General features: G+C 72.0%; 21 protein-coding genes. 9 read left to right on the top strand and 12 right to left on the bottom strand.

The window, feature by feature from the left end:
- The first annotated feature begins 32 nt into the window (after positions 1 to 32).
- The 3 genes from OHA37_RS25530 to OHA37_RS25520 all read left to right on the top strand — a co-directional run bounded on the left by OHA37_RS25530 (position 33) and on the right by OHA37_RS25520 (position 2,233).
- On the top strand, positions 33 to 788 hold the full coding sequence (locus tag OHA37_RS25530) for a GntR family transcriptional regulator (RefSeq protein WP_266908873.1): 756 nt from the start codon (positions 33 to 35) through the stop codon (positions 786 to 788).
- Positions 789 to 871: 83 nt separating this feature from the next.
- Positions 872 to 1,141, top strand: coding sequence for a hypothetical protein (locus OHA37_RS25525; RefSeq protein WP_266908871.1), 270 nt, complete (start codon positions 872 to 874; stop codon positions 1,139 to 1,141).
- A gap of 741 nt (positions 1,142 to 1,882) precedes the next feature.
- A complete protein-coding gene (locus tag OHA37_RS25520) occupies positions 1,883 to 2,233 on the top strand; it encodes a hypothetical protein (RefSeq protein WP_266908869.1) in 351 nt (116 codons plus the stop codon).
- Positions 2,234 to 2,256: 23 nt separating this feature from the next.
- On the opposite strand, the gene OHA37_RS25515 is transcribed toward OHA37_RS25520, so the two are convergent.
- From OHA37_RS25515 to OHA37_RS25490, 6 genes are all read right to left on the bottom strand, one after another.
- The gene (locus OHA37_RS25515) at positions 2,257 to 2,451 is read right to left on the bottom strand and encodes a hypothetical protein (RefSeq protein WP_250739483.1); all 195 of its coding nucleotides are present in this window, start codon (positions 2,449 to 2,451) and stop codon (positions 2,257 to 2,259) included.
- A 130-nt stretch (positions 2,452 to 2,581) separates the two neighbouring features.
- Complete coding sequence (locus OHA37_RS25510; RefSeq protein ID WP_266908867.1) at positions 2,582 to 3,037, bottom strand: HD domain-containing protein; 456 nt, start codon at positions 3,035 to 3,037, stop codon at positions 2,582 to 2,584.
- Positions 3,034 to 4,494, bottom strand: coding sequence for a pyridoxal phosphate-dependent decarboxylase family protein (locus OHA37_RS25505; RefSeq protein WP_266908866.1), 1,461 nt, complete (start codon positions 4,492 to 4,494; stop codon positions 3,034 to 3,036). Before OHA37_RS25505 ends, OHA37_RS25510 begins: the two co-directional genes overlap by 4 nt.
- A 792-nt stretch (positions 4,495 to 5,286) precedes the next feature.
- Positions 5,287 to 7,722: an ABC transporter permease gene (locus OHA37_RS25500; RefSeq protein WP_266908864.1), complete on the bottom strand. Its 2,436-nt coding sequence runs from the start codon at positions 7,720 to 7,722 to the stop codon at positions 5,287 to 5,289.
- On the bottom strand, positions 7,722 to 8,645 hold the full coding sequence (locus OHA37_RS25495) for an ABC transporter ATP-binding protein (protein WP_266908862.1): 924 nt from the start codon (positions 8,643 to 8,645) through the stop codon (positions 7,722 to 7,724). The genes OHA37_RS25500 and OHA37_RS25495 overlap by 1 nt, the downstream gene beginning before the upstream one ends.
- A gap of 789 nt (positions 8,646 to 9,434) precedes the next feature.
- Positions 9,435 to 10,580: a PP2C family protein-serine/threonine phosphatase gene (locus tag OHA37_RS25490; protein ID WP_266908860.1), complete on the bottom strand. Its 1,146-nt coding sequence runs from the start codon at positions 10,578 to 10,580 to the stop codon at positions 9,435 to 9,437.
- A 117-nt stretch (positions 10,581 to 10,697) separates the two neighbouring features.
- Between OHA37_RS25490 and OHA37_RS25485 the strand changes: the two genes are divergently transcribed.
- The gene (locus OHA37_RS25485; protein ID WP_266908858.1) at positions 10,698 to 11,933 is read left to right on the top strand and encodes a GNAT family N-acetyltransferase; all 1,236 of its coding nucleotides are present in this window, start codon (positions 10,698 to 10,700) and stop codon (positions 11,931 to 11,933) included.
- A gap of 200 nt (positions 11,934 to 12,133) precedes the next feature.
- Here OHA37_RS25485 and OHA37_RS25480 read toward each other — a convergent pair whose 3' ends face one another.
- Entirely contained in the window at positions 12,134 to 12,940 is an 807-nt protein-coding gene (locus OHA37_RS25480) for an Fpg/Nei family DNA glycosylase (RefSeq protein ID WP_266908856.1), read from the bottom strand.
- Positions 12,941 to 13,080: 140 nt separating this feature from the next.
- On the bottom strand, positions 13,081 to 13,566 hold the full coding sequence (locus OHA37_RS25475) for a ribose-5-phosphate isomerase (protein ID WP_266908854.1): 486 nt from the start codon (positions 13,564 to 13,566) through the stop codon (positions 13,081 to 13,083).
- Between the two features lie 220 nt (positions 13,567 to 13,786).
- On the opposite strand from OHA37_RS25475, the gene OHA37_RS25470 reads away from it, so the two are divergent.
- Complete coding sequence (locus tag OHA37_RS25470; protein ID WP_266908852.1) at positions 13,787 to 15,226, top strand: amino acid permease; 1,440 nt, start codon at positions 13,787 to 13,789, stop codon at positions 15,224 to 15,226.
- Between the two features lie 70 nt (positions 15,227 to 15,296).
- Here the strand turns inward: OHA37_RS25470 and OHA37_RS25465 are convergent, their stop codons facing one another.
- Positions 15,297 to 15,878: a biotin transporter BioY gene (locus tag OHA37_RS25465; RefSeq protein WP_266908850.1), complete on the bottom strand. Its 582-nt coding sequence runs from the start codon at positions 15,876 to 15,878 to the stop codon at positions 15,297 to 15,299.
- Positions 15,879 to 16,162: 284 nt separating this feature from the next.
- Between OHA37_RS25465 and OHA37_RS25460 the strand changes: the two genes are divergently transcribed.
- Entirely contained in the window at positions 16,163 to 17,560 is a 1,398-nt protein-coding gene (locus OHA37_RS25460) for an amino acid permease (RefSeq protein WP_266908848.1), read from the top strand.
- A 105-nt stretch (positions 17,561 to 17,665) separates the two neighbouring features.
- Here the strand turns inward: OHA37_RS25460 and OHA37_RS25455 are convergent, their stop codons facing one another.
- Positions 17,666 to 18,448, bottom strand: a complete 783-nt coding sequence (locus OHA37_RS25455; RefSeq protein ID WP_266908846.1) for an SDR family NAD(P)-dependent oxidoreductase — start codon at positions 18,446 to 18,448, stop codon at positions 17,666 to 17,668.
- Positions 18,449 to 18,613: 165 nt separating this feature from the next.
- On the opposite strand from OHA37_RS25455, the gene OHA37_RS25450 reads away from it, so the two are divergent.
- Together OHA37_RS25450 and OHA37_RS25445 are read left to right on the top strand one after the other, a co-directional pair.
- Positions 18,614 to 20,029 carry an amino acid permease gene (locus tag OHA37_RS25450; RefSeq protein ID WP_266908844.1) on the top strand — a complete coding sequence of 472 codons (1,416 nt, stop codon included), beginning with the start codon at positions 18,614 to 18,616 and terminating at the stop codon, positions 20,027 to 20,029.
- A gap of 182 nt (positions 20,030 to 20,211) precedes the next feature.
- Positions 20,212 to 20,868, top strand: coding sequence for a superoxide dismutase (locus OHA37_RS25445; RefSeq protein WP_266908842.1), 657 nt, complete (start codon positions 20,212 to 20,214; stop codon positions 20,866 to 20,868).
- Positions 20,869 to 20,906: 38 nt separating this feature from the next.
- Here the strand turns inward: OHA37_RS25445 and OHA37_RS25440 are convergent, their stop codons facing one another.
- Together OHA37_RS25440 and OHA37_RS25435 are read right to left on the bottom strand one after the other, a co-directional pair.
- Positions 20,907 to 21,635 carry a hypothetical protein gene (locus OHA37_RS25440; protein WP_266908840.1) on the bottom strand — a complete coding sequence of 243 codons (729 nt, stop codon included), beginning with the start codon at positions 21,633 to 21,635 and terminating at the stop codon, positions 20,907 to 20,909.
- Between the two features lie 49 nt (positions 21,636 to 21,684).
- Positions 21,685 to 22,332: a mycothiol-dependent nitroreductase Rv2466c family protein gene (locus tag OHA37_RS25435; RefSeq protein ID WP_266908838.1), complete on the bottom strand. Its 648-nt coding sequence runs from the start codon at positions 22,330 to 22,332 to the stop codon at positions 21,685 to 21,687.
- A gap of 110 nt (positions 22,333 to 22,442) precedes the next feature.
- Here OHA37_RS25435 and pepN point away from each other — a divergent pair, with 110 nt between their 5' ends.
- On the top strand, positions 22,443 to 24,998 hold the full coding sequence (pepN, locus tag OHA37_RS25430; RefSeq protein WP_266908836.1) for an aminopeptidase N: 2,556 nt from the start codon (positions 22,443 to 22,445) through the stop codon (positions 24,996 to 24,998).
- Positions 24,999 to 25,112 lie beyond the last annotated feature (114 nt).

The raw sequence follows: 25,112 nt of genomic DNA, 5'->3' as shown, positions 1-25,112 counted from the left end.
CTAGATTAGAGCTAGTGGACTAGATTTTCTACATGCCTGAGCAGCCGCCTTATCTCCGTATCGCCGACGTACTGCGGCAGCGGATCGCGGAGCATGACTGGAACGTTGGTGACCGGCTCCCCTCGCGGACGCAGATCGCCGAGGAGTGTGGTGTCGGCGAGAACGTGGTGCGCCGGGCGCAGGAGCTCTTGATCTCTCAGGGTGTGCTGGAGGGACGAGCGGGCTCGGGTACGTATGTCGCGGAGCCGCGGCAGCGTGTGCGGGTTGTCCGGTCGTCGGCTCGTGAGCAGCCGGGCAGTTCGCCTTTCCGTGCGGACATGCAGGCCTTGGGTAGGCAGGGCAACTGGGAGAGTCGGACCGAGGCGAAGGTTCCCGCGCCGGTCGAGATCGCCGCGCGTCTCGGGATCCCGGTTGGGGAGCTGTGCGTGCGCACTGTGTACGAGTTCCTTGCCGATGGCAGGCCTGTGCAGCTGTCGACGAGTTGGGAGCCGTACGAGCTCACCGCCGGCACGCTCGTGGTCCTGCCGGAGGGTGGGCCGCACGCCGGCGTTGGTGTTGTGAACCGGATGGCCGTCATTGGGATCACGGTCAGCCACGCCGTAGAGCAGCCGGAGCCGCGGCAGGCGACCGCCGAGGAAGCATCGTTCCTCGGGATTCAGAAGGCCGCTCTGGTCACGCACATTCGGAGGACCTACTACAGCGACCAGGGGCAGCCCGTGGAGACGGCGGACATTGTCATTCCCGTCGCGTTGTGCGAGATCGTCTACGAGGTTCCGATCAGCCGCTAGCGCGGGTGGCGCCGTCTGGCCTGTCGGGTCCAGGAGCAGGGGGAAGCGTAGTGGATGCCGTACGTATGGCTCGGATCGCAGATATGACCGCAGTCGCGGGACCCGTCTGGGCGGCGAGGCGCGACGGGAACGCCCTGCAGGAGTTCTTGAAGGAGCGGGGCTGCGACGGGGTGGACGCCGTCAGGGTCACCATGCAGGTGGTGGGATGCGGGCTCGGTGATGCCCAGCGCATGTTCTTCAGCGCGCCCTGCCGAGCTGTCGAGCGCGACTTCCACAACGCGTTCCTGGAAGGTCTGGAGCAGTCGCAGGACGAGGGTCTGACATCCAGCGCTGACATCAACATGGGTGGATGACGCGTGGCACCATCGAACGATGTTGACTGAGGAGGACGCCCGCCGGCTGGTGCTCGCCGAGATCGTGCAAGTGCGGGAGTGTGTGGAGTATGAGCTTGGGATTCTCCGGGTGCAGCAGCTCGCGTTCGGATGGCTCTTCTACTGGGGAGCAGTCGGTGAGGGGCGGAGTGGGCAGCGCCCTCGGCCTGGGGGCAACGGGCCGTTCTTGGTGGATCGCGAGAACGAGCGGGTGATCCGAACCGCTACCAGTGAGTCCGTGGCGCGTCAGATCGCGGACTATGAGCGACGTCTTCGACGCGAGGCTCACGCCCGGAACACGGCAGCGAAGAGGTCGGTGACGGAGGTCCCCGTTCACTCGCGTCCTTCAGAGACCTCGTAGAAGTCGTGTCTTTCGCGTGTCTGGTTGGGCGGCGGCGAGCGGGGAGTGAAGGGGAACGGCGGCGAGGATCCCAGGAACGAGCTGGTCAGCGTCTTGGCTGGTCGGGCCAGGGGCGGGTACGCGATCTTCCAAACTAGCTACGCGGGTTCGATTCCCGTCACCCGCTCAGAGACGCAAAGGGCCAGGTCAGAGGATGTTTCCTCGACCTGGCCCTTCGTCGTTCCCGCTGGGTTCGTCGCCTGTCCTGCGGGGTCTGTCCTGCGAGCAGCGATACGAGGGGCACCGCCGCCGCGGACCGGCTGCTGGAGCGGCTGCCCGGCTTCCAGACGGCGCACGCCCCCCTCATCCCGGAGGCCATCGGATTGGTGTTCCGGCACTGCGAGGTCAAGAACCCGGCAGCCGTGGACAACGCCGCGAACCGCATGATCGACGCTGCGATGAACACCACCGCCGCGGCGGGCACCTCCGCGCGCACCACGGCACCGTCCGCCCTGACGACCGATCTCTCGCCGAACTTGGAGAGCATCTACAAGGCGGCCTGCGCCGGCGGAACGGCGTACATGGCCCACAAGCTGGGCAACCTCCACGCCTCGGGCGGCTCCCGCTTCCTCGACGCGTTCGTCATGGCCGGTGCCGCCCTCGGCTCCCTCGCGGGCGACCAGTGCAGCGGGTCGCTGGCAGCCGTCACCGAGCGTCTGCAGTCGGCCAATTGACCGCGGTCACCGGGCGGGACGGGTCAGAGCTTGATGCCCGCGATGGTGTCCGCGAGGGAGTTCAGGAAGCGGTTTACGTCCGGGGCGATGGAGCTGGAGGCGAGGAAGAAGCCGAAGAGGACCGCGACGATCGCGGGGCCGGCCTTGAGGTGGCCTCCGCGGACGAGCACCACGAGGATGATCGCCAACAGGACTACCACTGACAGCGAAATGGCCACTTCTGATCACACCTTCGGTCGTCCCCTGGTCGGCCCGGGGCGCGGCCGTGCGCACCCCCACATGCTCCATCCTCCCACCAACGGGCCCCGGCTATCCGTCCCGTGGCGAAGAGACGGTGACGCTTTTGCGTCAGGGGGTGGTGAGGCCCAGGAGGGAGCGGACATAGGCGTACTTCCCGGACAGCCTGTCGCGGGTGGGGGCGTCGAGGACCGCGAGGCGGGCGGGGTCCGCGTTGTGGGCCAGGTCGGCCTCCTTGACCAGGAGGGCGCCGGGGGTGGCGAGGATGCGGGCCGTGTACGCCTCGACCGGTTCGCCGGGGCGTTTGGTGACGGCCAAGATCATGTCCTTGACGGACTGGGGCAGTTCGGCCGATTCCAGCCAGGCCGGGGTGAGGGCTTCGTCCTCGATCGCGTCGTGGAGCCAGGCCGCCGCCTGCTGTTCGGCGGTGCCGCCGCGGGCGCGGACGCCCTCGGCGACGGCGGCGAGGTGTTCCGCGTACGGCCTGCCGGCCTTGTCGGTCTGGCCCTCGTGCGCGGTGCGGGCGAGGGCCTCGACCTCGATGAGGGTGAGTGGGCTGTGCGTCATCCGAGCTCCTTCGCCGCCTTGTGGAGGGCCTGCGCGATTCGGCGTACGTCTGCTTGTGTGGTGCGCCAGTTGGAGAACGCGGCGCGCAGGGCCGGGGTTCCCGCGTAGGTCGTGGGGGTGACGAACACCTCCGGTCCGGCGGCTTCGCGCAGGGCTGTCAGGCGGGCCCGGGTGGGAGCGTCGGCGAGGGTGAAGCAGACGACGTTCAGGCGGACGGGGGCGAGGACCGTGAAGTGCGGGTCCTGTGTGAGGGATTCGCCGAGGGAGCGGGCGCAGGCGATGTCCCGTTCCACGATCTCGCGGTGGCCCTCGCGGCCGTAGGCGCGCAGCGTGAACCAGGCGGCGAGGGCGCGCAGCCGGTGGGAGTTCTCCGGGGTGAGGTGGACCAGGTCGGGTTCTTCTGAGAGCGGGCCGAGGTAGGTGGCGGCGTTCTGGAAGACGCGGGCCTGGAGATCGCGGCGGCGGGTGAACTGAACGGCACTGTCATAGGGGACGTTGAGCCATTTGTGCAGGTCGACGCAGATCGAGTCGGAGGCGTCGAGGCCGTCGGTGAGGTGGGCGTGGGCCGGCGAGAGCGCCGCGAACGCGCCGAAGGCGGCGTCCGTGTGCAGCCAGAAGTCGTGGCGTTCGCGGAGTGCGGCGATGGCGCGGAGGTCGTCGAAGTCCACAGTGTTGACGGTGCCGGCGTTGGCGACGACCACGGCGGGCCGGCCGGGCGTGTCGGCGAGGGCGCGGTCCAGGGCGGCCGGGTCGACGGCCTCGCGGCCGGGCAGGGTGGGGACGGGGACGAGGGAACTGCGGCCGAGGCCGAGGACGGAGAGCGCCTTCGCGATGGAGGAGTGCGGGGCTCCGGAGAGGACGCGGACCGGGCCGAGGGCGGCGGCGCCGTCCTCGGCCGGGGAGACGCCGAGGCGTTCGCCGAGCCATTCGCGGGCGATGGCGAGGCCGGTGGTGTTGGACATGGTGGCGCCGCTGACGAAGGTGCCGGTGTGGGCGGCGGAGAGGTGGAACAGCTCGCGGAGCCAGGTGATGGTTTCGCGTTCGAGGTCCTGACCTCCGCCGTCCAGGGCGGAGTTGGAGTTCTGGTCGTGGGCCGCGGTGAGCCAGTCGCCCGCGAGGGCGGCGGGGGTGGCGCCGCCGGTGACGAAGCCGAGGTAGCGGGGGCCGGCGGAGGCCGACAGGCGGGGTGCCCAGCGCTCCGCGAAGGCTGCGAGGGCGGCCTTGGTGCCGGTGCCGTGTTCGGGGAGCGGTGGGGTCGGGGTCGGCTGGGTCGGATGGGTCGGATGGGTCGGCTGGGTCGGCTGGGTCGGCTGGGTCGGCTGGGTCGGGTCCGCGGGGGCTCGTAGTGGTACGACGGGACGCGTGTCCAGCGTTGCGAGTGTCGCGGCGGCGGCGTCGCGGGTGGCGTCGAGGAGCTCGGGGAGGCGGGACAGGTCGGCGGCGAGGGTGCGGTCCATGGGGGCACGGTATGTGTCGCCTCGGGGCGGCGGGCGGGCCAATCCTGAGCGAGTGGTCGGGGGCGCGGGTGTGGCGCTGCGGGGTGGCGCCGCCTGGGGTGGGCCGCTGCCCTGGGTGTGCCGCCGTCTGGGGGGGCCGCTGCCCGGGGCCGTGCCGCCGTCTTGGCTGGGCCGCCGTCTGGGCTGTGCTGCTGCCCGGGGCCTTCCCGGAACCACGGTGGTGCCCCTCGGGCCGGAGCAGGTACGCGGCGTCGCTGCGCGTGGGGGCGGCCCTGCGGGGCGAAGTCCCCTACCCACCCTTCCACCGTTCCCAGGGCCGGCCCTGACCCGGTCCTCAAGCGCCGGACGGGCTGGGGAGGGGTGCCGGGCTGTGCCCGGACCCCTCTGGGGCTCCGCCCCAGACCCCGGTCCTCAAACGCCGGACGGCTGAAGGTGCCCAGACCCCGGGGGCAAACGCCGGACGGCTGGAAGGGCCCGGACCCCAGGGTGTAAACGCCGGACAGCTGGAAGGGCCCAGAACCCGGGGTCCGGACAACTGGAAGTGCCCAGACCCCGGGGGGCAAACCCCGGGCGGCTGGAAGGGCCCGGACTTCGGGGTGCAAACGCCGGGCCCGGGGCCTTGGGCTGCGGGCTGCTGGGATGACCGGGCACCGGTCATCCCAGCAGCCCGGCGGCGGGGAGGGCCGGACCCCGGCCCTCGAACGTCGGCGGGGCTGCGGCGAGAGGCACGTCGCGTCGGGACGGGTGTGGGATCTGAGGGGCCGGCGTTGGCGCTGGTCGGCGTGCGGGACATCAGGTTCGGCTGAGGCGCAGGGCGCGGCGGGCCGGGAGGGTCGTGGCCGCCAGGGTCAGGGCGATGGCGGCCGCCACGAAGGAGCCGTAGACGAGGGGCGGGACGTACGGGCCGGTGCCCGTCATCGCCTTCGTCAGGGGGGTCAGCGTGGCCAGGGCTATCGCCGAGCCGAGGCCGATGCCCGTGCCACTGACCAGGAGGGCTTCCCAGGAGAGCATCCGCAGGATCTGGCGGCGGGTGGAGCCGATCAGGCGGAGCATGTGGAGTTCGCGGCGGCGGTCCAGGACGGTCATGACCAGGGTGTTGGCGGCGGCGACGGCCGCGAAGCCGCCGAGGACGGCGGCCATGGTGGTGTTGGCCCAGGCGTTGAGCTGCCGGTCCACGCTCTGCTCGGAAGTCCAGGCGGCGGCCGACAGCACCGGGCCGAGGCCTTCGGGGGCCGGGCCGCGGAACAGGAGTTCCGTGGGGCGGCCGGCGGTGGTGTGGCCGGCCAGGTCGGCGGCGGGGAGGGTGACCTCGCCGAGGCCGAGGCCGCGGGTGTAGACGGCCACGATCTCGGGGGCGGCACGGGTTCCGTCGGGCAGGCGCAGGTCGACGCGGTCGCCGGTCCCGGTGTGGGTGGCCTCGGCCAGGGTGCGGTCGATGGCGACCGTGCCGGGGGCGAGCCGGGCGAGGTCCCCCGAACGGACGCCCAGGTCCTGGACCTTGGTCAGGTCCCCGGTGACGCCCTGCGCGGAGGCGGTGTGGAAGGTCCGGTCGCCGCCGGAGCCGACGACGGTGAGGACGGAGGTACGGGTGAGGGCGACGGCCCCGGCCGCGACCGCCCGGTCGACGGCCGCGCGGTCGACGGCCGTGCCGTGGACGGCCGTCCCGTCCGTGTCGCCGTGCGGGTCGGACCCGCCGAGGGACACGATGTGGTCGGCCAGCAGTCCGGCCTCCTGCTGCTGCCGTACGGCCCGGTCCTCGCTGGTGTGGAGGAAGACCAGGGTGGAGGAGAAGGCCATGGCGAGCACGATCGGGGTGATGGCGGACGCGAGACGGCGGGCGTGCGTACGGGAGTTGGCGGCGGCCAGCTCGCCGGGTGCGCCGCCCGCGCGCAGCGGGAGCCCGAAGACGGCGGTGCAGGCGCGGGCGATCAGGGGGCCGAGCAGGGCGACGGCGAGCATGAAGAGCATGACGACGCCGAGGGCGGCGTTGGCGGCGTCCGGGCCGCTGCTGGTGGCAGCCAGGGTCGCGCAGGCCGTTCCGCCGGCCAGGGCGGCGAGGCCGAGCGGGGTACGGATCCACCCGGGTCGCAGCCGTTCCACGGCGGCCGAGGCGAGGGCCAGGCCGGGCCGGATGCGGGCGGGACGGCGGGATGCGGCCCAGCCGGCGACCAGGGCGGCGGCCAGTGCGAGACCGACCGCGCTGACCAGGGGGATCCAGGAGACGACGAGGTCGATCCCGGCCGGAACGGCGCCCTTCGCCTTGAGCTGCCCGAACCACCAGGCCGCGAGCGCGATGCCGGGTAGGCAGCCCAGCGCGCCCGCGACCGGCGCGACGAGCAGGGCTTCGGTGGCGACCGTACGGCGGATCTGGCGCGGGGTGGCTCCGACGGCGCGCAGCAGGGCGAACTCGCGGGAGCGCTGCCCGACGGAGAGGGCGACGGTGCCGGCTGCGGTGAAGACGGCGACGAGCGTGGCGATCCCGCCGAAGGAGCCGCCGAGGCCGGTCAGGACCTCCTGGGCCCCCGCGAGCCGTGCGTCCAGGGCGCGGGCGTCACCGGTCAGTACCTGGGCGCGGCCGTCGACGGCGGCCCGGGCCCGCGCCGCGTCGGCCCCGAACAGCACGATGGCGTCGAGGGCGTCGGGGTGTCCCGACAGGGTGCGGGCCTCGGTGTCGGCGAACCAGGCTCCGGGCCGGTCCGCGCGCCCCACCACGCGGAACTCCCGCGGCCCGGCGGGGGTGTCGAGCGTGACCCGGTCGGGGCCGCCGGCCCCGCCCAGGACGACTTCGCCCGGGCCGGCCGGGGGGCTGCCCGCGCGGAGCTCCGCCGGGCTGAAGGCGGTGGAGCCCCAGCCGGAGGCGTCGAGCGTGCCGCCCGCTCCGTCCCGTACGGGGAACACCACGTCCGGCACCGCCCGCCCCAGCGGGGCCAGTCGCTCCAGCAGCGCGGCGTCCACCCTGGCCCGGTCCGGGAGCGGCGCGGAGACCTCGTAGGCGCCGTCGCCGCGGCCCATCCGCATGCGGGCCTGCTGATCGGCGGCGACGACGACGGGAGCTGCGGCGTACCGCGTCGGCGGGGTGTTCGCGCGGGCCCCGGTCTCCAGCAGGATCCCGCAGGCGGAGACGATGGCGACGGCCAGGAACAGGGCGACGAAGGTGCCGGCGAAGGCGGCGGGCCGGAACCGGAGCACGGCGCGGGCCAGGCCGTTGGCACGGGGGCGGAGCGACATCAGGCGGCTGCTCCTGCGTACCGGGGAGCGGTGGACGGGGCAGCAGGCGCGGCGGACACGGCGGACGCTCGCGCGGTCAGGGCCGTCATGCGGGAGGCGATCGTGGCGGCGGAGCTGCGCGGGAGCCGGTCGGTGATGAGGCCGTCGGCGAGGAAGAGCACCTGGTCGGCGTGGGCGGCGGCGGCCGGGTCGTGGGTGACCATGACGACGGTGGCGCCGAGGGTGTCCACGGCATCGCGGAGCAGGCCGAGGACCTCGGCGGCGGTGGTGGTGTCGAGGGCGCCGGTGGGCTCGTCGGCGAAGACCACGTCGGGGCGGGTGACCAGGGCGCGGGCGATGGCCACGCGCTGCTGCTGGCCGCCGGAGAGTTCGGCGGGGCGGCGGCGGCCCTTGCCTTCCAGGCCGACGCGGGCGAGCAGGTCTGCGGCGCGGGCCCGGCCCTGGGTGGCGGTGGGGCCGCGGCTGCCGGCCAGGCGCATGGGGAGCAGGACGTTCTGCTCGACGGTGAGGGAGGGGAGGAGGTTGAAGGCCTGGAAGACGAAGCCGAGGCGGCTGCGGCGGAGTTCGGTGAGCTGGTTCTCGTTCATGCCGGTGATCTCGGTGCCGCCCAGGCGGACGGAACCCTCGGTGGGGAGGTCCAGCCCGGCGGCGCACTGGAGGAAGGTGGACTTTCCGGAGCCGGAGGGGCCCATCACCGCGGTGAAGCTGCCGCGGGGGAGGCTGAGGTCGATGCCGCGCAGGGCGTGTACGGCGGTGGCGCCGCGGCCGTATTGGCGGCGGACGGAGCGGAGTTCGACGGCGGGGGCGGTGGCGCTGGCGCTGGCGTCGTGGGACGCCTCGGCCTGGCTGGCCTGGCCCGGGTGCCCGTGCTGCGTCTGCTGCGTCTGCTGGTCGGCCTGTCGCTTGCTGCGCCGGAGCCCCATGGTGTGCCGCCTTCCGTGCCGGTCGATCGCCCGGTGGTGATCGTGTCTCCGACGCTACGGAGGGGGCGGTGGGCGGGGCCATGACGGGAGCTGGCGGACCGGGGGTGGGGGTAACCCGAGCATCGGTCGGGGGGTGCGCTGCGGCGGCCGCGGCGAGGGTTGCCCTGCGGGGCGAAGTCCCCTACCCGCCCTTCCACCGTTCCCAGGGCTCCGCCCTGACCCGGTCCTCAAGCGCCGGACGGGCTGAAGTGCTCCTGGGGCTCCGCCCCAGACCCCGCGCCTCAAACGCCGGCGAGGCTGGATTTGGCCCGCGCTGGATTGGACGTGCGCGCAGTACAGCTCGCACAGCACCACTTGGGCAGCACGGCTTGCGCAGCACGGCTTGCACAGCACCTCTCGGGCAGCACGGCTTGCGCAACACGGCTTGCGCTGGATTGTCGGCGCAGCACGCAACGCAGCACGTCCTGGGCCGGCTTGCCGGAGGCCGCATCCAGCCTCGCCGGCGTTTGAGGCGCGGGGGTCCGGGGGCTGGCCCCCGGCGACGTCGCCGCACCCGGCAAGGGTCCGGGCGGAGCCCGGGGAACGGGCGAAGGGCGGGTAGGGGAACTCGCCCCGCAGGGCCAATCCAGCCGCACCCGCCCACCGGCCCCACGCCGCGACGGCAGCGGCGGCACCCCCGACCAGCCACCGCCGGACGGAGTCCGGCGCAGCGGGCCGAAGCCGGGGAGGCCCGCCAGGGCCGGACCGTGCGAGGGACGCGTAAGAAAGGTGCGCGGTGCGAGGGACGCGTTAAAAAGGGGCGCGGCGGATCAGGAGGAGGGCTCTGTCGTCGTTGACGTCCTTGGCCACCTTTTCGATGAGGTGCCAGGTCGCGCCCTCCCAGCCGGCGGCGACGTAGCGGTCGGCCTCGCCGGTGAGGCGGTCGATGCCCTCGCTGATGTCGCGCTCGGCCGTTTCGACCAGGCCGTCGGTGAAGAGCATCAGGACGTCGCCGGGGCGGAGGTTGCCCCGGGCGGGGGTGAAGTCCGCGCCGTCGTAGACGCCGAGGAGCGGGCCTTCGCCGGTCATCTCCTGCCAGCGGCCGGTGCCGGCGGAGAGCTGGAGGGCGGGCAGGTGGCCGGCGGAGAGGAGTTCGTAGTCGCCGGTCTCCAGGTCCAGGACGAGGTGGATGGAGGTGGCGAAGCCCTCGTCCCAGTCCTGGCGGAGCAGGTAGCCGTTGGCGGCGGGCAGGAAGCCGTGCGGGGGGAGCGCTCCGAGGAGGCCGCCGAAGGCGCCCGAGAGGAGGAGGGCGCGGGAGCCCGCCTCCATGCCCTTGCCGGAGACGTCGGTGAGGACGATCTCCAGGGTGCGGCCGCCGTTGGTGCGGGCGGCGACGACGAAGTCGCCGGAGAAGGACTGGCCGCCGGCCGGCCGCAGGGCCATCTCCCGGTGCCAGCCGCGCGGCAGGGCGGGCAGTTTGCTCTGGACCCGGATGCGTTCGCGCAGGTCGAAGAGCATGGTGCCGCCGCGCCGCCAGGGCACGCCCACGCGGCTGCGGAACTGGGCGATGACCAGGCCGAAGAAGCCGCAGGCGGCGACGACGAGGACAGTGCCGGGAGTGACCCGCGCCGGGCCCTGGGTGTACGGGCCGAGGACGAGGGCCTCGACGATGAGGGCGGCCGCGGAGGCCGCGTACAGGGCGAGAAGACTGGCGGGGCGCAGCAGCAGGCCCCCGGCCACGATCGGCAGGACGAGCGCGGCGGGCGAGAACCACACGGGCAGCATCAGCGTGCCGCAGGCGATGGCCGGGATGGTCAGGATCAGGCCGCCGAAGGCCAGCCAGTCGGAGGCGTCGCCGCGGAAGTAGTCGACGGCGGATTTGCGCAGCGCGGTGCGCGCCCGGTGCCACGTCATGCGGGTCCGGGCCAGGAGGGACTCCACGTGTGCTCCGGCCATTGCTTCGGGACCCTATCCATCCTGGCTGTGCGCGCGCAGGGGTACCCCCTGAGATGGGCCCATCGGCGACCCGAAAAGAGATCGACCGGGACGGATTGCCCTGATAGGGATGGCCGTATGCCTCTTGAGACGCGCGTATTGCTGGCTGATGAGTGGGATGTCTGGTACGACCAGCTGGAACTGGCGTTCGGTGGAGTGCCCGAATCCCCCGAGGAGCGGGAACTCTACCGGTCGCTGACGGAGACGGAGCGGTCCCTCGGAGTCTGGGACGACGGGACCTGCGTCGGCACGGCGGGGGCCTTCTCCTTCCGGCTCTCGGTGCCGGGCGGGGCGCTCGTGCCCGCCGCCGGGGTCACGATGGTGGGGGTCTCCCCCACGCACCGCAGGCGGGGCGTGCTGACCTCGCTGATGCGCCGCCAACTGGACGAGGTCCGGGCGGGTGGTGAGCCGATCGCCGTGCTGACGGCCTCGGATCCGGCGATCTACGGGCGCTTCGGCTACGGCACCGCCGCGTACTCGATGTCCGTGGAGATCGACAAGACCCGCGTACGGCTCTCCGTGCCGCCGGGGACCGACGACGTACGGCTGCGGCTGGTCGATCCGCGCAAGGCCCTGGCCGACTGCGAGCGGGTCTACGCGGCGCTGGTCGCGGGCCGTCCCGGGATGCCGGCCCGGCAGCCCGGCTGGGAGCTGCAGGCGCTGCTCGATCCGGAGGCGACGCGGCACGGCGGGTCGCCGCTGAAGTGCGTGGTCGCCGAGCGGGCGGACGGCGAGGTGGTCGGGTACGCCCGCTACCGGGTCAAGCCCGAGTGGGACCTGACCGGTTCGGACGGCCGGGTGGACGTGGCGGACCTCGACGCGCTCGATCCGGCGGCGTACGCGGCGCTGTGGCGGTACGTGTGCTCCATCGACCTGACCTGGACCGTACGGGCCGTCAAGCGGCCGGCGGACGATGCGCTGCTGCACCTGGTCACCGATGTCCGGCGGACGCAGGTGCGGCTGCGCGACGCGTTGCACGTACGGCTCGTGGACCTGCCGGCGGCGCTGGCCGCGCGGGCGTACGGGGCCGCGCCGGACGTGGTGCTGGAGGTGGAGGACGCCTTCTGCCCGTGGAACGCGGGGCGCTGGCGGCTGGCCGTCGGGGCGGACGGGGCCGCGGTCTGTACCCGGACGGATGACCCGGCCGACCTGGAGCTGTCGGTACGGGAGCTGGGCGCGGCGTACCTGGGCGGGGTCACCCTGAACTCGCTGGGCGCGGCCGGCCTGGTGCGCGAGGTGCGGCCGGGCGCGCTGGCCCGTACCTCCCGAGCCTTCGCGGGAGACGTGGCCCCGTGGCTGCCGCACGGCTTCTAGCGGGGGCGCCCCGGAAGGGGCGGCCCTAGGGCCTGTCGTCAAATTCCCGTCGTCGCCCGAAGGGCGGCCCCGCGGCGTCTGGTGCGTGCTCTCGTCGTGCCGGGCGGAAGTCCGAGTACTGGACGTACTCGGGCTTTCGCCCGGTGCGGCGAGAGCGCGTGCCAGACGCCGCGGGGCAGGCGGGAATTTGACGACAGGCCCTAGCGGCCCTGGCACCCCGGGCACCAGAAGAGGTTGCGGGCGGCGAGACCGGCGGTGCGGATCTCGCCGCCGCAGATGTGGCAGGGCATGTTGGCCCTGCGGTAGACGTACACCTCGCCGCCGTGGTCGTCCACCCTCGGCGGGCGGCCCATGGCCTCGGGCAGGTGCTCGTCGCGGACCGTGTCGATGCGGTTGTTGCGCACGCCCTCGCGCATGAGGAGGACGAGGTCGGCCCAGATCGCGTCCCATTCGCGGCGGGTGAGGTCCTTGCCCGGGCGGTAGGGGTCGATGCCGTGCCGGAAGAGGACCTCGGCGCGGTAGACGTTGCCGACGCCCGAGACGACCTTCTGGTCCATGAGCAGGGCGGCCACGGTGGTGCGGGAGCGGGAGATCCGGGCCCAGGCGCGGTCGGGGTCGTCGGTGGGGCGCAGCGGGTCCGGGCCGAGCCGGTCGTGTATCGCCTTCTTCTCGCCCTCGCCGATGAGCGCGCAGGCGGTGGGTCCGCGCAGGTCGGCGTAGTGGTCCTCGTTCAGCAGCCGGAGGCGGACCGTGTCGGTGGCCGGCGGGGCCGGGGCGGGGCCGAAGCCGAGCTTTCCGAAGAGGCCGAGGTGGATGTGGATCCAGGCGTCGCCGAGTTCGAGGAACAGGTGCTTGCCGTGCGCCTCGGCGGATTCCAGCTCGCGTCCGTCGAGGAGGGCCGCGCTCTCGGCGAACCGGCCCTGCGGGCTGCTCACGCGGACCGGGCGGGCGGCGAAGCGCTCGGTGTGGTCCTCGGCGAGGCGGTGGATCGTATGCCCCTCGGGCACGGCGGTACTCCTCGGAGAAGCGGGCGGAGACGCGGGCGGGGAAGCCGGCGGGGAAGCGGGCCGGGAAGCCGACCGGAAAGCGGGCCGGAAATGAAAAACCGGCCGCGCCGCCCCGGAGGGCGTCGCGGCCGGAAGCGGGATCAGCCCTGCGGGTGGTGGGCCGGGATCGGGGGGAGCTCGCCGGTGGTCTCGTAGGCGGAGAGCATGTCGATCCGGCGGGTGTGGCGCTCTTCGCCGGAGTACGGGGTCTTCAGGAAGGCGTCGATGAAGCTGACGACCTCGTCCTGGGTGTGCATCCGGCCGCCGATGGAGATGACGTTGGCGTTGTTGTGCTCGCGGCCGAGCTCGGCGGTCTGGACGCTCCACGCGAGGATGGCGCGGATGCCCTTGACCTTGTTCGCGGCGATCTGCTCGCCGTTGCCGGAGCCGCCGATCACGATGCCGAGGGAGTCGGCGTCCGCGGCGGTCCCTTCGGCTGCCCGCAGGCAGAACGGCGGGTAGTCGTCCACCGCGTCGTAGATGTGGGGCCCGCAGTCGACGGGCTCGTGGCCGTTGTTCTTGAGCCAGTCCACCAGGTGGTTCTTGAGCTCAAAGCCGGCATGGTCGGATCCGAGGTACACGCGCATGGTTCGAGTGTGGCACGCGCCGGCCCGGGGACCCGCCGCGGGGTGTCGCGTAAGTCACTTCTAAAGCTCAAGTAAACCCAAAGAACGCAGATGGGACACCGCGGGACCCAGGTCCTGGTCGTTCGTCCCGAAGCAACGATCCGGATTGGGGTCTTCCGCCCTGCGTTCATCTCAGGTTTGAATGCCGGGGCTCGCCACCCGAGAACCTAAGGATCCGTTCATGAGCTCCACGACGACCCTTCAGAAGGAAGGCTCCCCCACCGGCGATCCCGGTGAAGGCAAGCCCTCCGACGGCCTGAAGGCCGGTCTCAAGAACCGCCACCTGTCCATGATCGCCATCGGCGGCGTGATCGGCGCCGGGCTCTTCGTCGGTTCCGGCGGCGGTATCGCCAAGACCGGTCCCGCCATCCTGCTGTCCTACGCGCTGGTCGGCGCGATGGTCGTCTTCGTCATGCGGATGCTGGGCGAGATGGCCGCCGCCAGCCCGAACTCCGGCTCCTTCTCCGCGTACGCCGACCGGGCGCTCGGCCGCTGGGCCGGCTTCTCCATCGGCTGGCTGTACTGGTTCTTCTGGGTCGTCGTCCTGGCCGTGGAGGCCACCGCCGGCGCCGTCATCCTCGAAAGCTGGGTCCCGGCCGTCCCGCAGTGGGCCTGGGCGCTGATCGTGATGGCCGTGCTGACGGTCACCAACCTCGGCTCGGTCGCCTCGTACGGCGAGTTCGAGTTCTGGTTCGCCGGCATCAAGGTGGTCGCCATCGGCGGCTTCGTGATCATCGGCCTGCTGGCCGTCTTCGGCGTGCTGCCGGGCTCGGACAACCCGGGCGCGGGCTTCGCCCACCTCACCGACACGGGCGGCTTCATGCCGAACGGCTGGGGCTCAGTCCTCACCGGTGTGCTGATGGTCGTCTTCTCCTTCATGGGCAGCGAGATCGTCACGCTGGCCGCCGGCGAGTCCGAGGACCCGCGGCGCGCGGTCACCAAGGCCACCAACTCGGTGATCTGGCGCATCGGCGTCTTCTACTTGGGCTCGATCTTCATCGTGCTGACCCTGCTGCCGTGGAACGACGCCTCGATCGTGGAGAAGGGCTCGTACGTCGCGGCCCTGGACTCGATCGGCATCGCGCACGCCGGCCAGATCATGAACGTCATCGTCCTGACGGCCGTGCTGTCCTGCCTGAACTCCGGCCTGTACACCGCCTCCCGCATGGCCTTCTCGCTGGGCGAGCGCGGTGACGCCCCGAAGTCCTTCGCCAAGGTGAACAAGCGGGGCGTGCCGATGGCCGCCATCCTCGGCTCGGTCGTCTTCGGCTTCGCCGCCGTCTACTTCAACTACGCCTTCAAGGACACCGTCTTCAGCTTCCTGCTGAACGCCTCGGGCGCGATCGCGCTGTTCGTGTGGCTGGTCATCTGCCTGACCCAGCTGCGGATGCGCGGGATCCTCATGCGCGAGGCCCCGGAGAAGGTGACGGTGAAGATGTGGTTCTTCCCGTACCTGACCTGGGCCACCGCCGCGATGATCACCTTCGTCCTCGGCTACATGGTCTACGACAAGGACAACCGCGAGACCGTCCTGCTGTCGCTGCTGGTCGCGGCCGTGGTGATCGCGATCGGCGTGGCACGACAGCTGCGCCGCAAGGCCGCCCTGAAGGCCTCCGCGTAACAGCTCCGGAAACGACGGCAGCCCCGGACCGCGCAGTGCGGTCCGGGGCTGCCGTGTGGAGTACGAGCGCTCACGCGCGGCCGAGGAGCTTCCAGGCGGCCGGCAGCAGGCCCATCGCCAGCGCGGCCTTGAGCGCGTCGCCGATCAGGAAGGGCGTCAGCCCGCCCGCGACGGCCGCGCCGAGGGACATCCCGGTGGACAGCGCGAGGTAGGGGACACCGACGGCGTAGACGACCGCGGAGCCCAGCACCATCGCGCCCGCCGTACGCAGCACCGAGCGGTCGGCGCCGCGCCGCGCGAGGGCGCCGACGAGGGTGGAGGCCAGCAGCATGCCGAGGACGTACCCGAAGGTCGCGCCGCCCGCGCCGGAAGCGCCGCCCGCGAACCACGGCACGCCGGCCATGCCGACCAGGGTGTAGAGGGCCAGCGAGAGGAAGCCGCGGCCGGCGCCCAGCGCGGTGCCCACGAGCAGCGCGGCGAAGGTCTGCCCGGTGATCGGGGCGGCCAGGCCGTCGACGTGGACGGCGATCTGCGCGGCCAGGCCGGTGAGCGCGGCTCCGCCGGCCACGAGCGCGATATCGCGGACGCGGCTCGCGGGCAGCAGGTCGGCGAGGACGGCGCCGGGGCGGAAGGGAACGGAAGCGGTGCTCATCGGGGACTCCGCGGGAGGTGGGGTCGACAGGGACGATCACCGACGTTAGTTCCGGGTCCGGGGCCGCATCAGGGCTGCCCGGGACAAAGCCGTACTCCCCGGTTTGGTGGGGAGTACACAAAGACCCCACTCCGCGCCCCGGGTGCAGTGATCCGCATCACGGGCAATGAACGACAACACGTCCGTTTTGCGCGGATGGGTGCTCTCCGGAGAGACTGTAGGGTCCCTCCAACTGTCGCGGAGCCCCCACCGCCGCGAGGCCTTAGAGAGTACGAGCACCCTTCATGCGCGACCTCCCGTCCGCCCCTCCCGGCACCACGGACGAGCTCCCACCCGAGCCCCTGAGCCACAGCCTCAAACAGCGCCACCTGACCATGCTGGGCCTCGGCGGCGTGATCGGCGCCGGGCTGTTCGTCGGCTCCGGCGCCGGCATCACCATCGCCGGTCCCGCGATCATCTGCTCGTACCTGCTCGCGGGCATCCTCGCGATGCTGGTGATGCGGGCGCTCGGGGAGATGTCGGCGGCGATGCCCGCCTCCGGCTCCTTCTCGGTCTACGCGGAGAAGGCGCTCGGCCGCTGGGCCGGTTTCTCGGCCGGCTGGCTGTACTGGTTCCTGCTGGTCGTGGTGCTGGCCGTGGAGGCGACCGCCGCGGCGAAGATCGCGAACGGCTGGCTGCCCTCGGTGGACCAGTGGGTCTGGGTGCTCGTCTTCATGGTGGTCTTCACCGTGAGCAACCTGGCCGCCGTGCGGAACTTCGGCGAGTTCGAGTTCTGGTTCGCGGCGCTCAAGGTCGGCGCGATCGTGCTGTTCCTGGTCCTCGGCGCGCTGGCCGTCTTCGGCCTGCTGCCGGACACGGATCCGGTCGGGATGGCCAACCTGACCGGCCAGGGCGGCTTCTTCCCGAACGGCGCGAGCGGTGTGGTCGCCGGCATGCTGGCCGTCGTCTTCGCCTTCGGCGGCCTGGAGGTCGTCACCATCGCGGCCGCCGAGTCGGACGACCCCGCCCGGTCCGTGTCCCGCGCGGTGCGCAGCGCCGTGTGGCGCATCCTCTTCTTCTACGTCGGCTCGATGCTGGTCATCGTGACCCTGCTGCCGTGGGACTCGCTGACGCCGGGCCAGAGCCCGTACGTGGCCGTCCTCGACTCGATCGGCATCGCGCACGCCGGCCAGATCATGGACGTCGTGATCTTCGTGGCCCTGCTGTCGGCGCTCAACGCGAACCTGTACGGGTCCTCGCGCATGGTGTTCTCGCTGGCGGAGCGGGGCGAGGCGCCGAAGTCCCTGCTGAAGGTGTCGGGCGGCGGGGTGCCGCGCCGGGCGGTCTTCGCGTCGGTGGCCTTCGGGTTCGTCTCGGTGGTGCTGAACCTGCTGTGGCCGGACACGATCTTCCTCTACATGCTCAACGCGGTCGGCGCGGTGCTGATCTTCGTGTGGGCCCTGATCGCGGTCTCGCAGCTGAAGCTGCGCAGGAAGATCGAGCGGGACATGCCGGAGCGGCTGACGCTGCCGATGTGGCTGTTCCCGTACGCGACGTGGGCGGCGCTGATCGGGATGGCCACGGTGCTGGTCCTGATGCTGTTCGACGATTCGGCGCGGCCGCAGTTGCTGTGGTCCTCGGGTGCCGCGGCCGCGGTGCTGCTGGTGGCATGGGTCCGCGAGCTCCGGGCCGCGAAGGCCTGACCACCGGCCGGTCCCCCGCGAAGGCCCCCGCGCACCCCGCGCGGGGGCCTTCGCGCGTCAGGTGCGCGAGGCGTCAGGTGCCAGGTGCATCAGGCCCCAGAGGCATCAGGTGCGCAGGTACGAGGCCCCGTTGACGTCGAGGACGGCGCCCGAGCTCCAGCGCGCCGCGGGCGAGGCCAGGTGGAGCACGGCGGCGGCGATCTCCTGCGGGGTTCCCACCCGGCCGAAGGGGCTCTGCGCCCGGATCCGCTCGCCTTCCTCCCCCTCCAGCCGGCCGGCGACCCGCTCGGTGGCGACGAAACCGGGTGCGACGGCGGCCACCGCGATGCCGTGCGGGGCGAGGGAGACGGCGAGGGACTGGCCCAGCGCGTGCAGCGCGGCCTTGGTGGCGCCGTAGGCGGGGTGGTCGGGCTCGCCCCGGAAGGCACCGCGCGAGCCGATGTTGACGATGCGCCCCTCGCGGCCGCCGTCGATCATGTGGCGGGCCGCGCAGTAGGCCAGGTTGGCGGCGCCGAAGAGGTTGACCGCGGCAGTGTGCTGCCAGGCGGCCTGCCAGTCGGCGTACGAGGTGGTGGGCAGCGGATGCGCGACCATCACGGCGGCATTGTTCACGAGGACGTCGATCCCGCCGAGCGCCTTCTGGGCCTCGGCGGCGAGGGCTTCCACGCGCGCCGGGTCGGCGAGGTCGCCGGCGACGAGGACGTGCCCCTCGCCCGGCAGCTCCGCGAGGGTCCGCTCGGCGTCGGGCCCGCGGACCGTGCAGTGCACCGCGACCCGGTCGCCCTGCTCGGCGAACGCCGTGGCGATCGCCCGTCCGATGCCCCGCGAGGCTCCGGTGACGAGCACGCCCCGGCCCGTCGCGGCCAATTCCCTTATTCCGTGGTCCATTCGGCCCTCCGTCGTGCGCTCCGGTCCGATGCGCCAGCGTACGGGGATGATCACACCCGGTCATCCGCCTGTCCGGATAACGGACACATAAGGTCCGGGGAGCGGACACGGGCGAGACTGGGGCACTCCCTCCCGTCCCACCGCACACCGGACAGGCACCTCCCCATGAGCCAGAGCACCCTGACCCCGCCCGAGCAAGAGGCCGCGAACCGGCCCGAAGCCGGATCGCCCCTCGGCAACGGACTCAAGCAGCGCCACCTTTCGATGATCGCCCTCGGCGGGGTCATCGGCGCGGGTCTCTTCGTCGGCTCCGGCGCCGGCATCGCGGCGGCCGGGCCCTCGATCGTGCTCGCGTACGCCGCTTCCGGGCTGCTCGTGATGTTCGTGATGCGGATGCTCGGCGAGATGTCCGCCGCGAACCCCGCCTCCGGCTCCTTCTCGGTGCACGCGGAGCGGGCCATCGGCCCGTGGGCCGGTTTCACCGCCGGCTGGATGTTCTGGACCCTGCTGTGCGTGGGCGTGGCCATCGAGGCCATCGGCGCGGCGCACATCATGACGGGCTGGTTCCCGGGCACCCCCTCGTGGATGTGGGTGCTGGTCTTCATGGCGATGTTCTGCGGCTCCAACCTGGCCGCCGTCTCCCACTTCGGCGAGTTCGAGTTCTGGTTCGCCGCCCTGAAGATCGGCGCGATCGGCCTCTTCCTGGGCCTGGGCGTGCTGGCCGTCCTCGGCATGCTGCCCGGCACCGGCTCCCCCGGCACCGCCAACCTGCTGCACGACGGCGGCTTCCTGCCCAATGGCGTGGACGGGCTGCTGGTCGGCCTGCTCGCCTCCGTGGTCGCGTACGGCGGTCTGGAGACGGTGACCATCGCGGCCGCCGAGTCCGACAACCCGGTCCGGGGCGTCGCCAAGGCCGTGAAGACCACCATGTGGCGGATCGCGATCGTCTACGTCGGCTCGATGCTGGTCATCGTCACGCTGCTGCCGTGGAACGACCCGGCGGTCACCACCGAGGGCCCGTACGCGGCCACCCTGGACCACCTGGGCATCCCGCACGCCGGGCAGGTCATGAACGTGGTCATCCTGATCGCCCTGCTGTCCGCGATGAACGCGAACATCTACGGCTCCTCCCGCATGGCCTACTCCCTGGTCGCCCGCGGCCAGGGCCCCAAGGCACTGGGCAAGCTCTCCGGCCGGGTGCCGCGCCGGGCGGTGCTGGCCTCCTCCGGTTTCGGCTTCGTCACCGTGCTGCTGTCGTACTGGTACCCGGACACCCTCTTCGCCTGGCTGCTGAACATGGTCGGCGGGGTCATCCTCGTGGTCTGGGGCTTCATCGCCGTCTCGCAGTTCGTGCTGCGGCGCCGCACGGAGCGCGAGGCCCCCGAGAAGCTGGTCGTGAAGATGTGGGGCTTCCCGTATCTGACCTGGGTCGCGCTGGCCGGGCTCGTCGGGGTCCTGGTCCTGATGGCGATGGGCGACGACACCCGGATCCAGCTCGTCTTCACCGGCGGCCTGACCGTGGCCCTGGCCGCCACCGGCTACGTCATCCAGCGCCGGGCGGCGGCGCGCGAAGCCGCGTAACCCCGCCGTACAGCCGTCCCGAAGGCCGGGCTCATGCGATCGCATGGGCCCGGCCTTCGGCGTTGTGGAGGTCCGGTCAAGTGAGGTGACCCTTATGAGAACTGAGGAATAGATACTGCTAGCGTGCAGTTGCGCATTGATTGCAATAAGCAGTTGGCACGCCGAGGGGACCGGATACACGCATGGCCATTTACACGCTTCCTGAGCTTCCTTACGACTACGCGGCTCTCGAACCGGTGATCAACCCGCAGATCATCGAGCTGCACCACGACAAGCACCACGCGGCCTACGTCACGGGCGCCAACAACACGCTGGAGCAGCTGGCGGAGGCGCGCGACAAGGAGAACTGGGGTGCGCTGAACGGCCTGGAGAAGAACCTGGCCTTCCACCTCTCCGGCCACATCCTGCACAGCATCTACTGGCACAACATGGCCAGCCCGAAGACCGGCGAGGGCGGCGGCGAGCCCACCGCGGCCGACGGCCTGGGCGAGCTGGCCGACGCGATCACCGAATCCTTCGGCTCCTTCGCGAAGTTCAGGAAGCAGCTGACCTTCGCGTCCTCCGCGACCCAGGGCTCCGGCTGGGGCGTGCTCGCGTACGAGCCCGTCAGCGGCCGCCTGATCGTCGAGCAGATCTACGACCACCAGGGCAACGTCGGCGTGGCCAGCACCCCGGTCCTCGTGTTCGACGCCTGGGAGCACGCCTTCTACCTTCAGTACAAGAACCAGAAGGTGGACTTCATCGAGGCGATGTGGAACGTCGTCAACTGGCAGGACGTGGCCAAGCGCTACGCAGACGCCAAGGCGAACACCCCGCTGCTGATCCCCGTCAAGGGCTGATCAGCGCCACCCAGCCCGTCCGCCTCGTGATCGTCTTCTCAACCTTCACTCGCGGGCGTGTCCACCAGAAGGCCCCCGTGAGGACGTGACTCGCGGGGGCCTTCTGCGCTTCCCGCGCCGGCCGCCTGGTCGACCAGTCCGTCCACCTCCCCGACCACCGTGAACTCCCGCGCCAGCCCGGTCTCGTGGAGCCGGGCGAACGGGGTGAAGGGGACGCCGAACTCCGACTCGCCCCGGTCGAAGTTCCAGCTCTTGTGCACCTGGAACCGGTAGTCGCTCACCACGGAGCCGTCCTCGTGGACCCGTACCGTGCCGCTGATCCGGTACTGGGCCCCGCGCAGCGCCAGCCACCAGTCCGCGCTGCCTCCCTCGCGGGCGCGCCGGCTGATCAGCACCCCGCGCCAGCCGCTGTCCGCCGCGTACGCGCCGGGCTCGCCGAGCGCCCGCGCGTCCCGGCGCCACTCGGCCAGGCGCCGGTCCACGTCCTGCCGTACGGCGGGCACGGCGAGCAGGGCCCGCGCGTCGACCCGGTACGGGCGGCCCGTGCCGCGGAGGTAGTGGCGCAGGGTGCCGGCGGCCTGGTGGACCCCGAGGGCCGTCCACAGCGGGGGCACCACGACGCAAGCTGCCCGCAGCACCCGGTCTCGGGGGCGTGCGGGCAGGGCGGCGTGCGCGGCGTTGCCGTTCGGTATCGCGGGCTCCGCCCGGCCGCCGCTGCGGCCGAGCGGTTCCCCGCGCGTACTGTCGTGCGTCGAGCTGGTCCCCATAGGGGGACGTTAAGGGAGGAAGGGGACGCCCGCCTCCCGGGAGCCGCGACTAGTCGAAGATCGGGCCCTGCGTGCGGGTGCGCTTGATCTCGTAGAAGCCCGGGGTGGAGGCGACGAGCAGGGTGCCGTCCCAGAGGCGGGCCGCGGCCTCGCCGCGCGGGGCGGGGGTGACGACCGGGCCGAAGAAGGCGACCTCTTCGCCGTCGGCGCCGGGCACGGAGATGACCGGGGTGCCGACCTCCTGGCCGACGCGGTTGATGCCGTCGTTGTGGGAGTCGCGCAGGACCTCGTCGTACTCGTCGGAGTCCGCGTAGTGGAGCAGCTCGGCGGGCAGGCCCACCTCGTTCAGGGCCTCGGCGATGGCCTCGCGGGTCGGGCCCGTTCCCCCGTTGTGGAAGCGGGTGCCCAGCGCGGTGTAGAGCTTGCCGGTCACCTCGTCGCCGAACTTCTGCTGGGCGGCGACGACCACGCGCACGGGAGCCCAGCCCTTGGGGCCGAGCAGCTCGCGGTACTGCTCGGGCAGTTCGTCGAGCTTGTTCTCGTTGAGGACCGCGAGGCTCATCACGTGCCAGCGGACCTCTACGTCACGGACCTTCTCGACCTCCAGCATCCAGCGGGACGTCATCCAGGCCCAGGGGCAGAGCGGGTCGAACCAGAAGTCGACGGCGGTCTTCTCGCGCACCTGGGTGTCAGCCATGTCTCTCCTCAGATCGGAACGTTCCTCCCTGCCCAACCGCTCCGACCGCACACGCATTCCCCCGTGGGAGGATTCGGTCAGGTATCGCGATCACGCACGAAGGAGTGCACGTGCCCGGAGAGAATCTGTCCCGTGACGAGGCCCGCGAGCGGGCCGAGCTGCTGTCCGTCGACGGGTACGAGGTGGTCCTCGACCTGAGGTCCGCGGTGGACGAGGCCGAACCGGCCGACGGCCCCAGGACCTTCCGCTCGGTGACCACCGTCCGCTTCCGCGCCGCCGCTCCGGGGGCATCGAGCTTCGCGGACCTCATCGCGCCCGCGGTGAACAGCGTGAGCCTCAACGGGCGCGAGCTGGACCCGGCCGTCGTCTTCGACGGCGCGCGGATCGCCCTGGACGACCTGGCCTCCGAGAACGTGCTCGTGGTCGACGCCGACTGCGCGTACAGCCGGACCGGCGAGGGCATGCACCGCTTCGTGGACCCGGAGGACGGCGAGGTCTACCTCTACACCCAGTACGAACCGGCCGACGCCCGGCGGGTGTACGCGAACTTCGAGCAGCCCGACCTCAAGGCCCCGTACCGCTTCGAGGTGACGGCGCCCGAGGGCTGGCAGGTCTGGAGCAACGGGGTCGAGGAGTCCCGCGAGGGGCAGACCCGGCGGTTCGCCGAGACCGCGCCGATCTCCACGTACATCACCTGCGTGGTGGCGGGGCCGTACCACTACGTCACGGACTCCTACACGCGCGGGGACCTGACGATCCCGCTCGGCGCGATCTGCCGCAAGGGGCTGGCGAAGCACTTCGACGCGGACGAGGTGTTCCTCGTCACGAAGCAGGGCTTCGATCTCTTCCACGAGATCTTCGACTACCCGTACCCCTTCGGGAAGTACGACCAGGCCTTCGTGCCGGAGTACAACCTGGGCGCGATGGAGAACCCGGGGATGGTGACCTTCCGGGAGGAGTACATCTTCCGCGGGAAGGTCACGCAGGCCTCGTACGAGCGGCGCGCGAACACGATCCTGCACGAGATGGCGCACATGTGGTTCGGCGACCTGGTCACCATGAAGTGGTGGGACGACCTGTGGCTGAAGGAGTCCTTCGCGGACTTCATGGGCTCCTTCGCACTGGTCGAGGCCACCCGCTTCGACCAGGCGTGGGTCACCTTCGCCAACAGCCGCAAGGCGTGGGCCTACCGGGCCGACCAGCTGCCGTCCACCCACCCGATCACGGCCGACATCCGTGACCTGGAGGACGCCAAGCTGAACTTCGACGGCATCACCTACGCCAAGGGCGCGGCGGTGCTCAAGCAGCTCGTGGCCTACGTGGGCCGGGACGCCTTCCTGGAGGGCGCGCGGCGCTACTTCAAGGCGAACGCCTACGGGAACACCACCCTGGACGACCTGCTGTCGGTACTCGCGGACGTCTCCGGCCGGGACATGGCCGAATGGTCGCGGGCCTGGCTGCAGACGGCCGGCGTGAACGCGCTGACCCCGGTGGTGACCTGCGACGCGGGCGGCCGGGTGACCGAGCTGGCGGTGGTCCAGGACGGCGCCGAGCTGCGCCCGCACCGGGTCGCGGTGGGCCTGTACCGGCTGGACCCGGACGGCGCGCTGGTGCGCTACGCACGGGCCGAGGCGGACGTCGCGGGGGCCCGGACGGTCGTCGGCGAGCTGGCGGGGCAGGAGAAGCCCGCCCTGGTGCTCGTCAACGACGAGGACCTGACCTACTGCAAGATCCGCTTCGACGAGTCGTCGCTGGCCACGCTGCGCTCGCACCTGGGCTCGGTGGCGGACCCGCTCAGCCGCGCGCTGTGCTGGTCGGCGCTGTGGAACCTGACGCGTGACGGGCTGATGCCGGCGCGGGACTTCGTCTCGCTCGTACTGGCCCACGCGGGCCGGGAGACGGACGTCGGCGTCCTGCAGATGCTGCACGCGCAGGCCCTGACCGCGGTCAACCACTACGCGGCGCCCGACTGGCGGGAGCAGGGCGGCAAGGTGCTGGCGGCGTGCGCGCTGCAGGAACTGCGGTTCGCCGAGCCGGGGTCGGAGCACCAGCTCACCTGGGCCCGCTTCTTCGCGGCGGGTGCGGCGACCGAGGGCGACTTCCAGCTGCTGCTGGGGCTGCTGGAGGGATCGGCGCGGATCGACGGGCTGGAGGTGGACCAGGAGCTGCGCTGGGACTTCCTGCTGCCGCTGGCCGCGCACGGGGCGATCGGCGAGGAGGTCCTCGCGGCGGAACTGGCGCGGGACGACACGGCGTCGGGCAAGCGGCACCAGGTGCGGTGCATGGCGGCGCGGCCGTCCGCGGCGGTCAAGGACCAGGCGTGGGCCGCGGTGGTGGAGTCGGACACGCTGTCGAACGCGTTGGTCGAGGCGACGATCGCGGGGATGCAGCAGTCTTCGCAGCGGGGGCTGCTGGCGCCTTACGCGGAGCCCTACTTCGCCGTGATCGAGCGGATCTGGGCCGACCGGTCGATCCAGATCGGCATGGACGTGGTGCGGGGGCTGTACCCGTCCCTCCAGGACTCCCAGGAGACGCTGGACGCGACTGACGCGTGGCTGTCGGCGCACGAGTCGGCTGCGCCGGCGCTGCGACGGCTCGTCCTGGAGTCCCGTGACGACCTGGCGCGGGCGCTGCGCGCGCAGGCCTGCGACGTGGCGGCGGGCTAGCCCTGCGGGGCTGTCCCCTACCCGCCCTTCCACCGTTCCCTGGGGCTCCGCCCCAGACCCCGCGCCTCAAACGCCGGCGGGGCTGGATTTTCCAGCCCGCCGGCGTTTGCGTCC

The organism is Streptomyces sp. NBC_00335 (genome assembly GCF_036127095.1).
GTDB lineage: Bacteria > Actinomycetota > Actinomycetes > Streptomycetales > Streptomycetaceae > Streptomyces.
The sequence above is the reverse complement of the archived record's forward strand: the minus strand, read 5'-3'. Positions and strand labels throughout refer to the sequence as shown.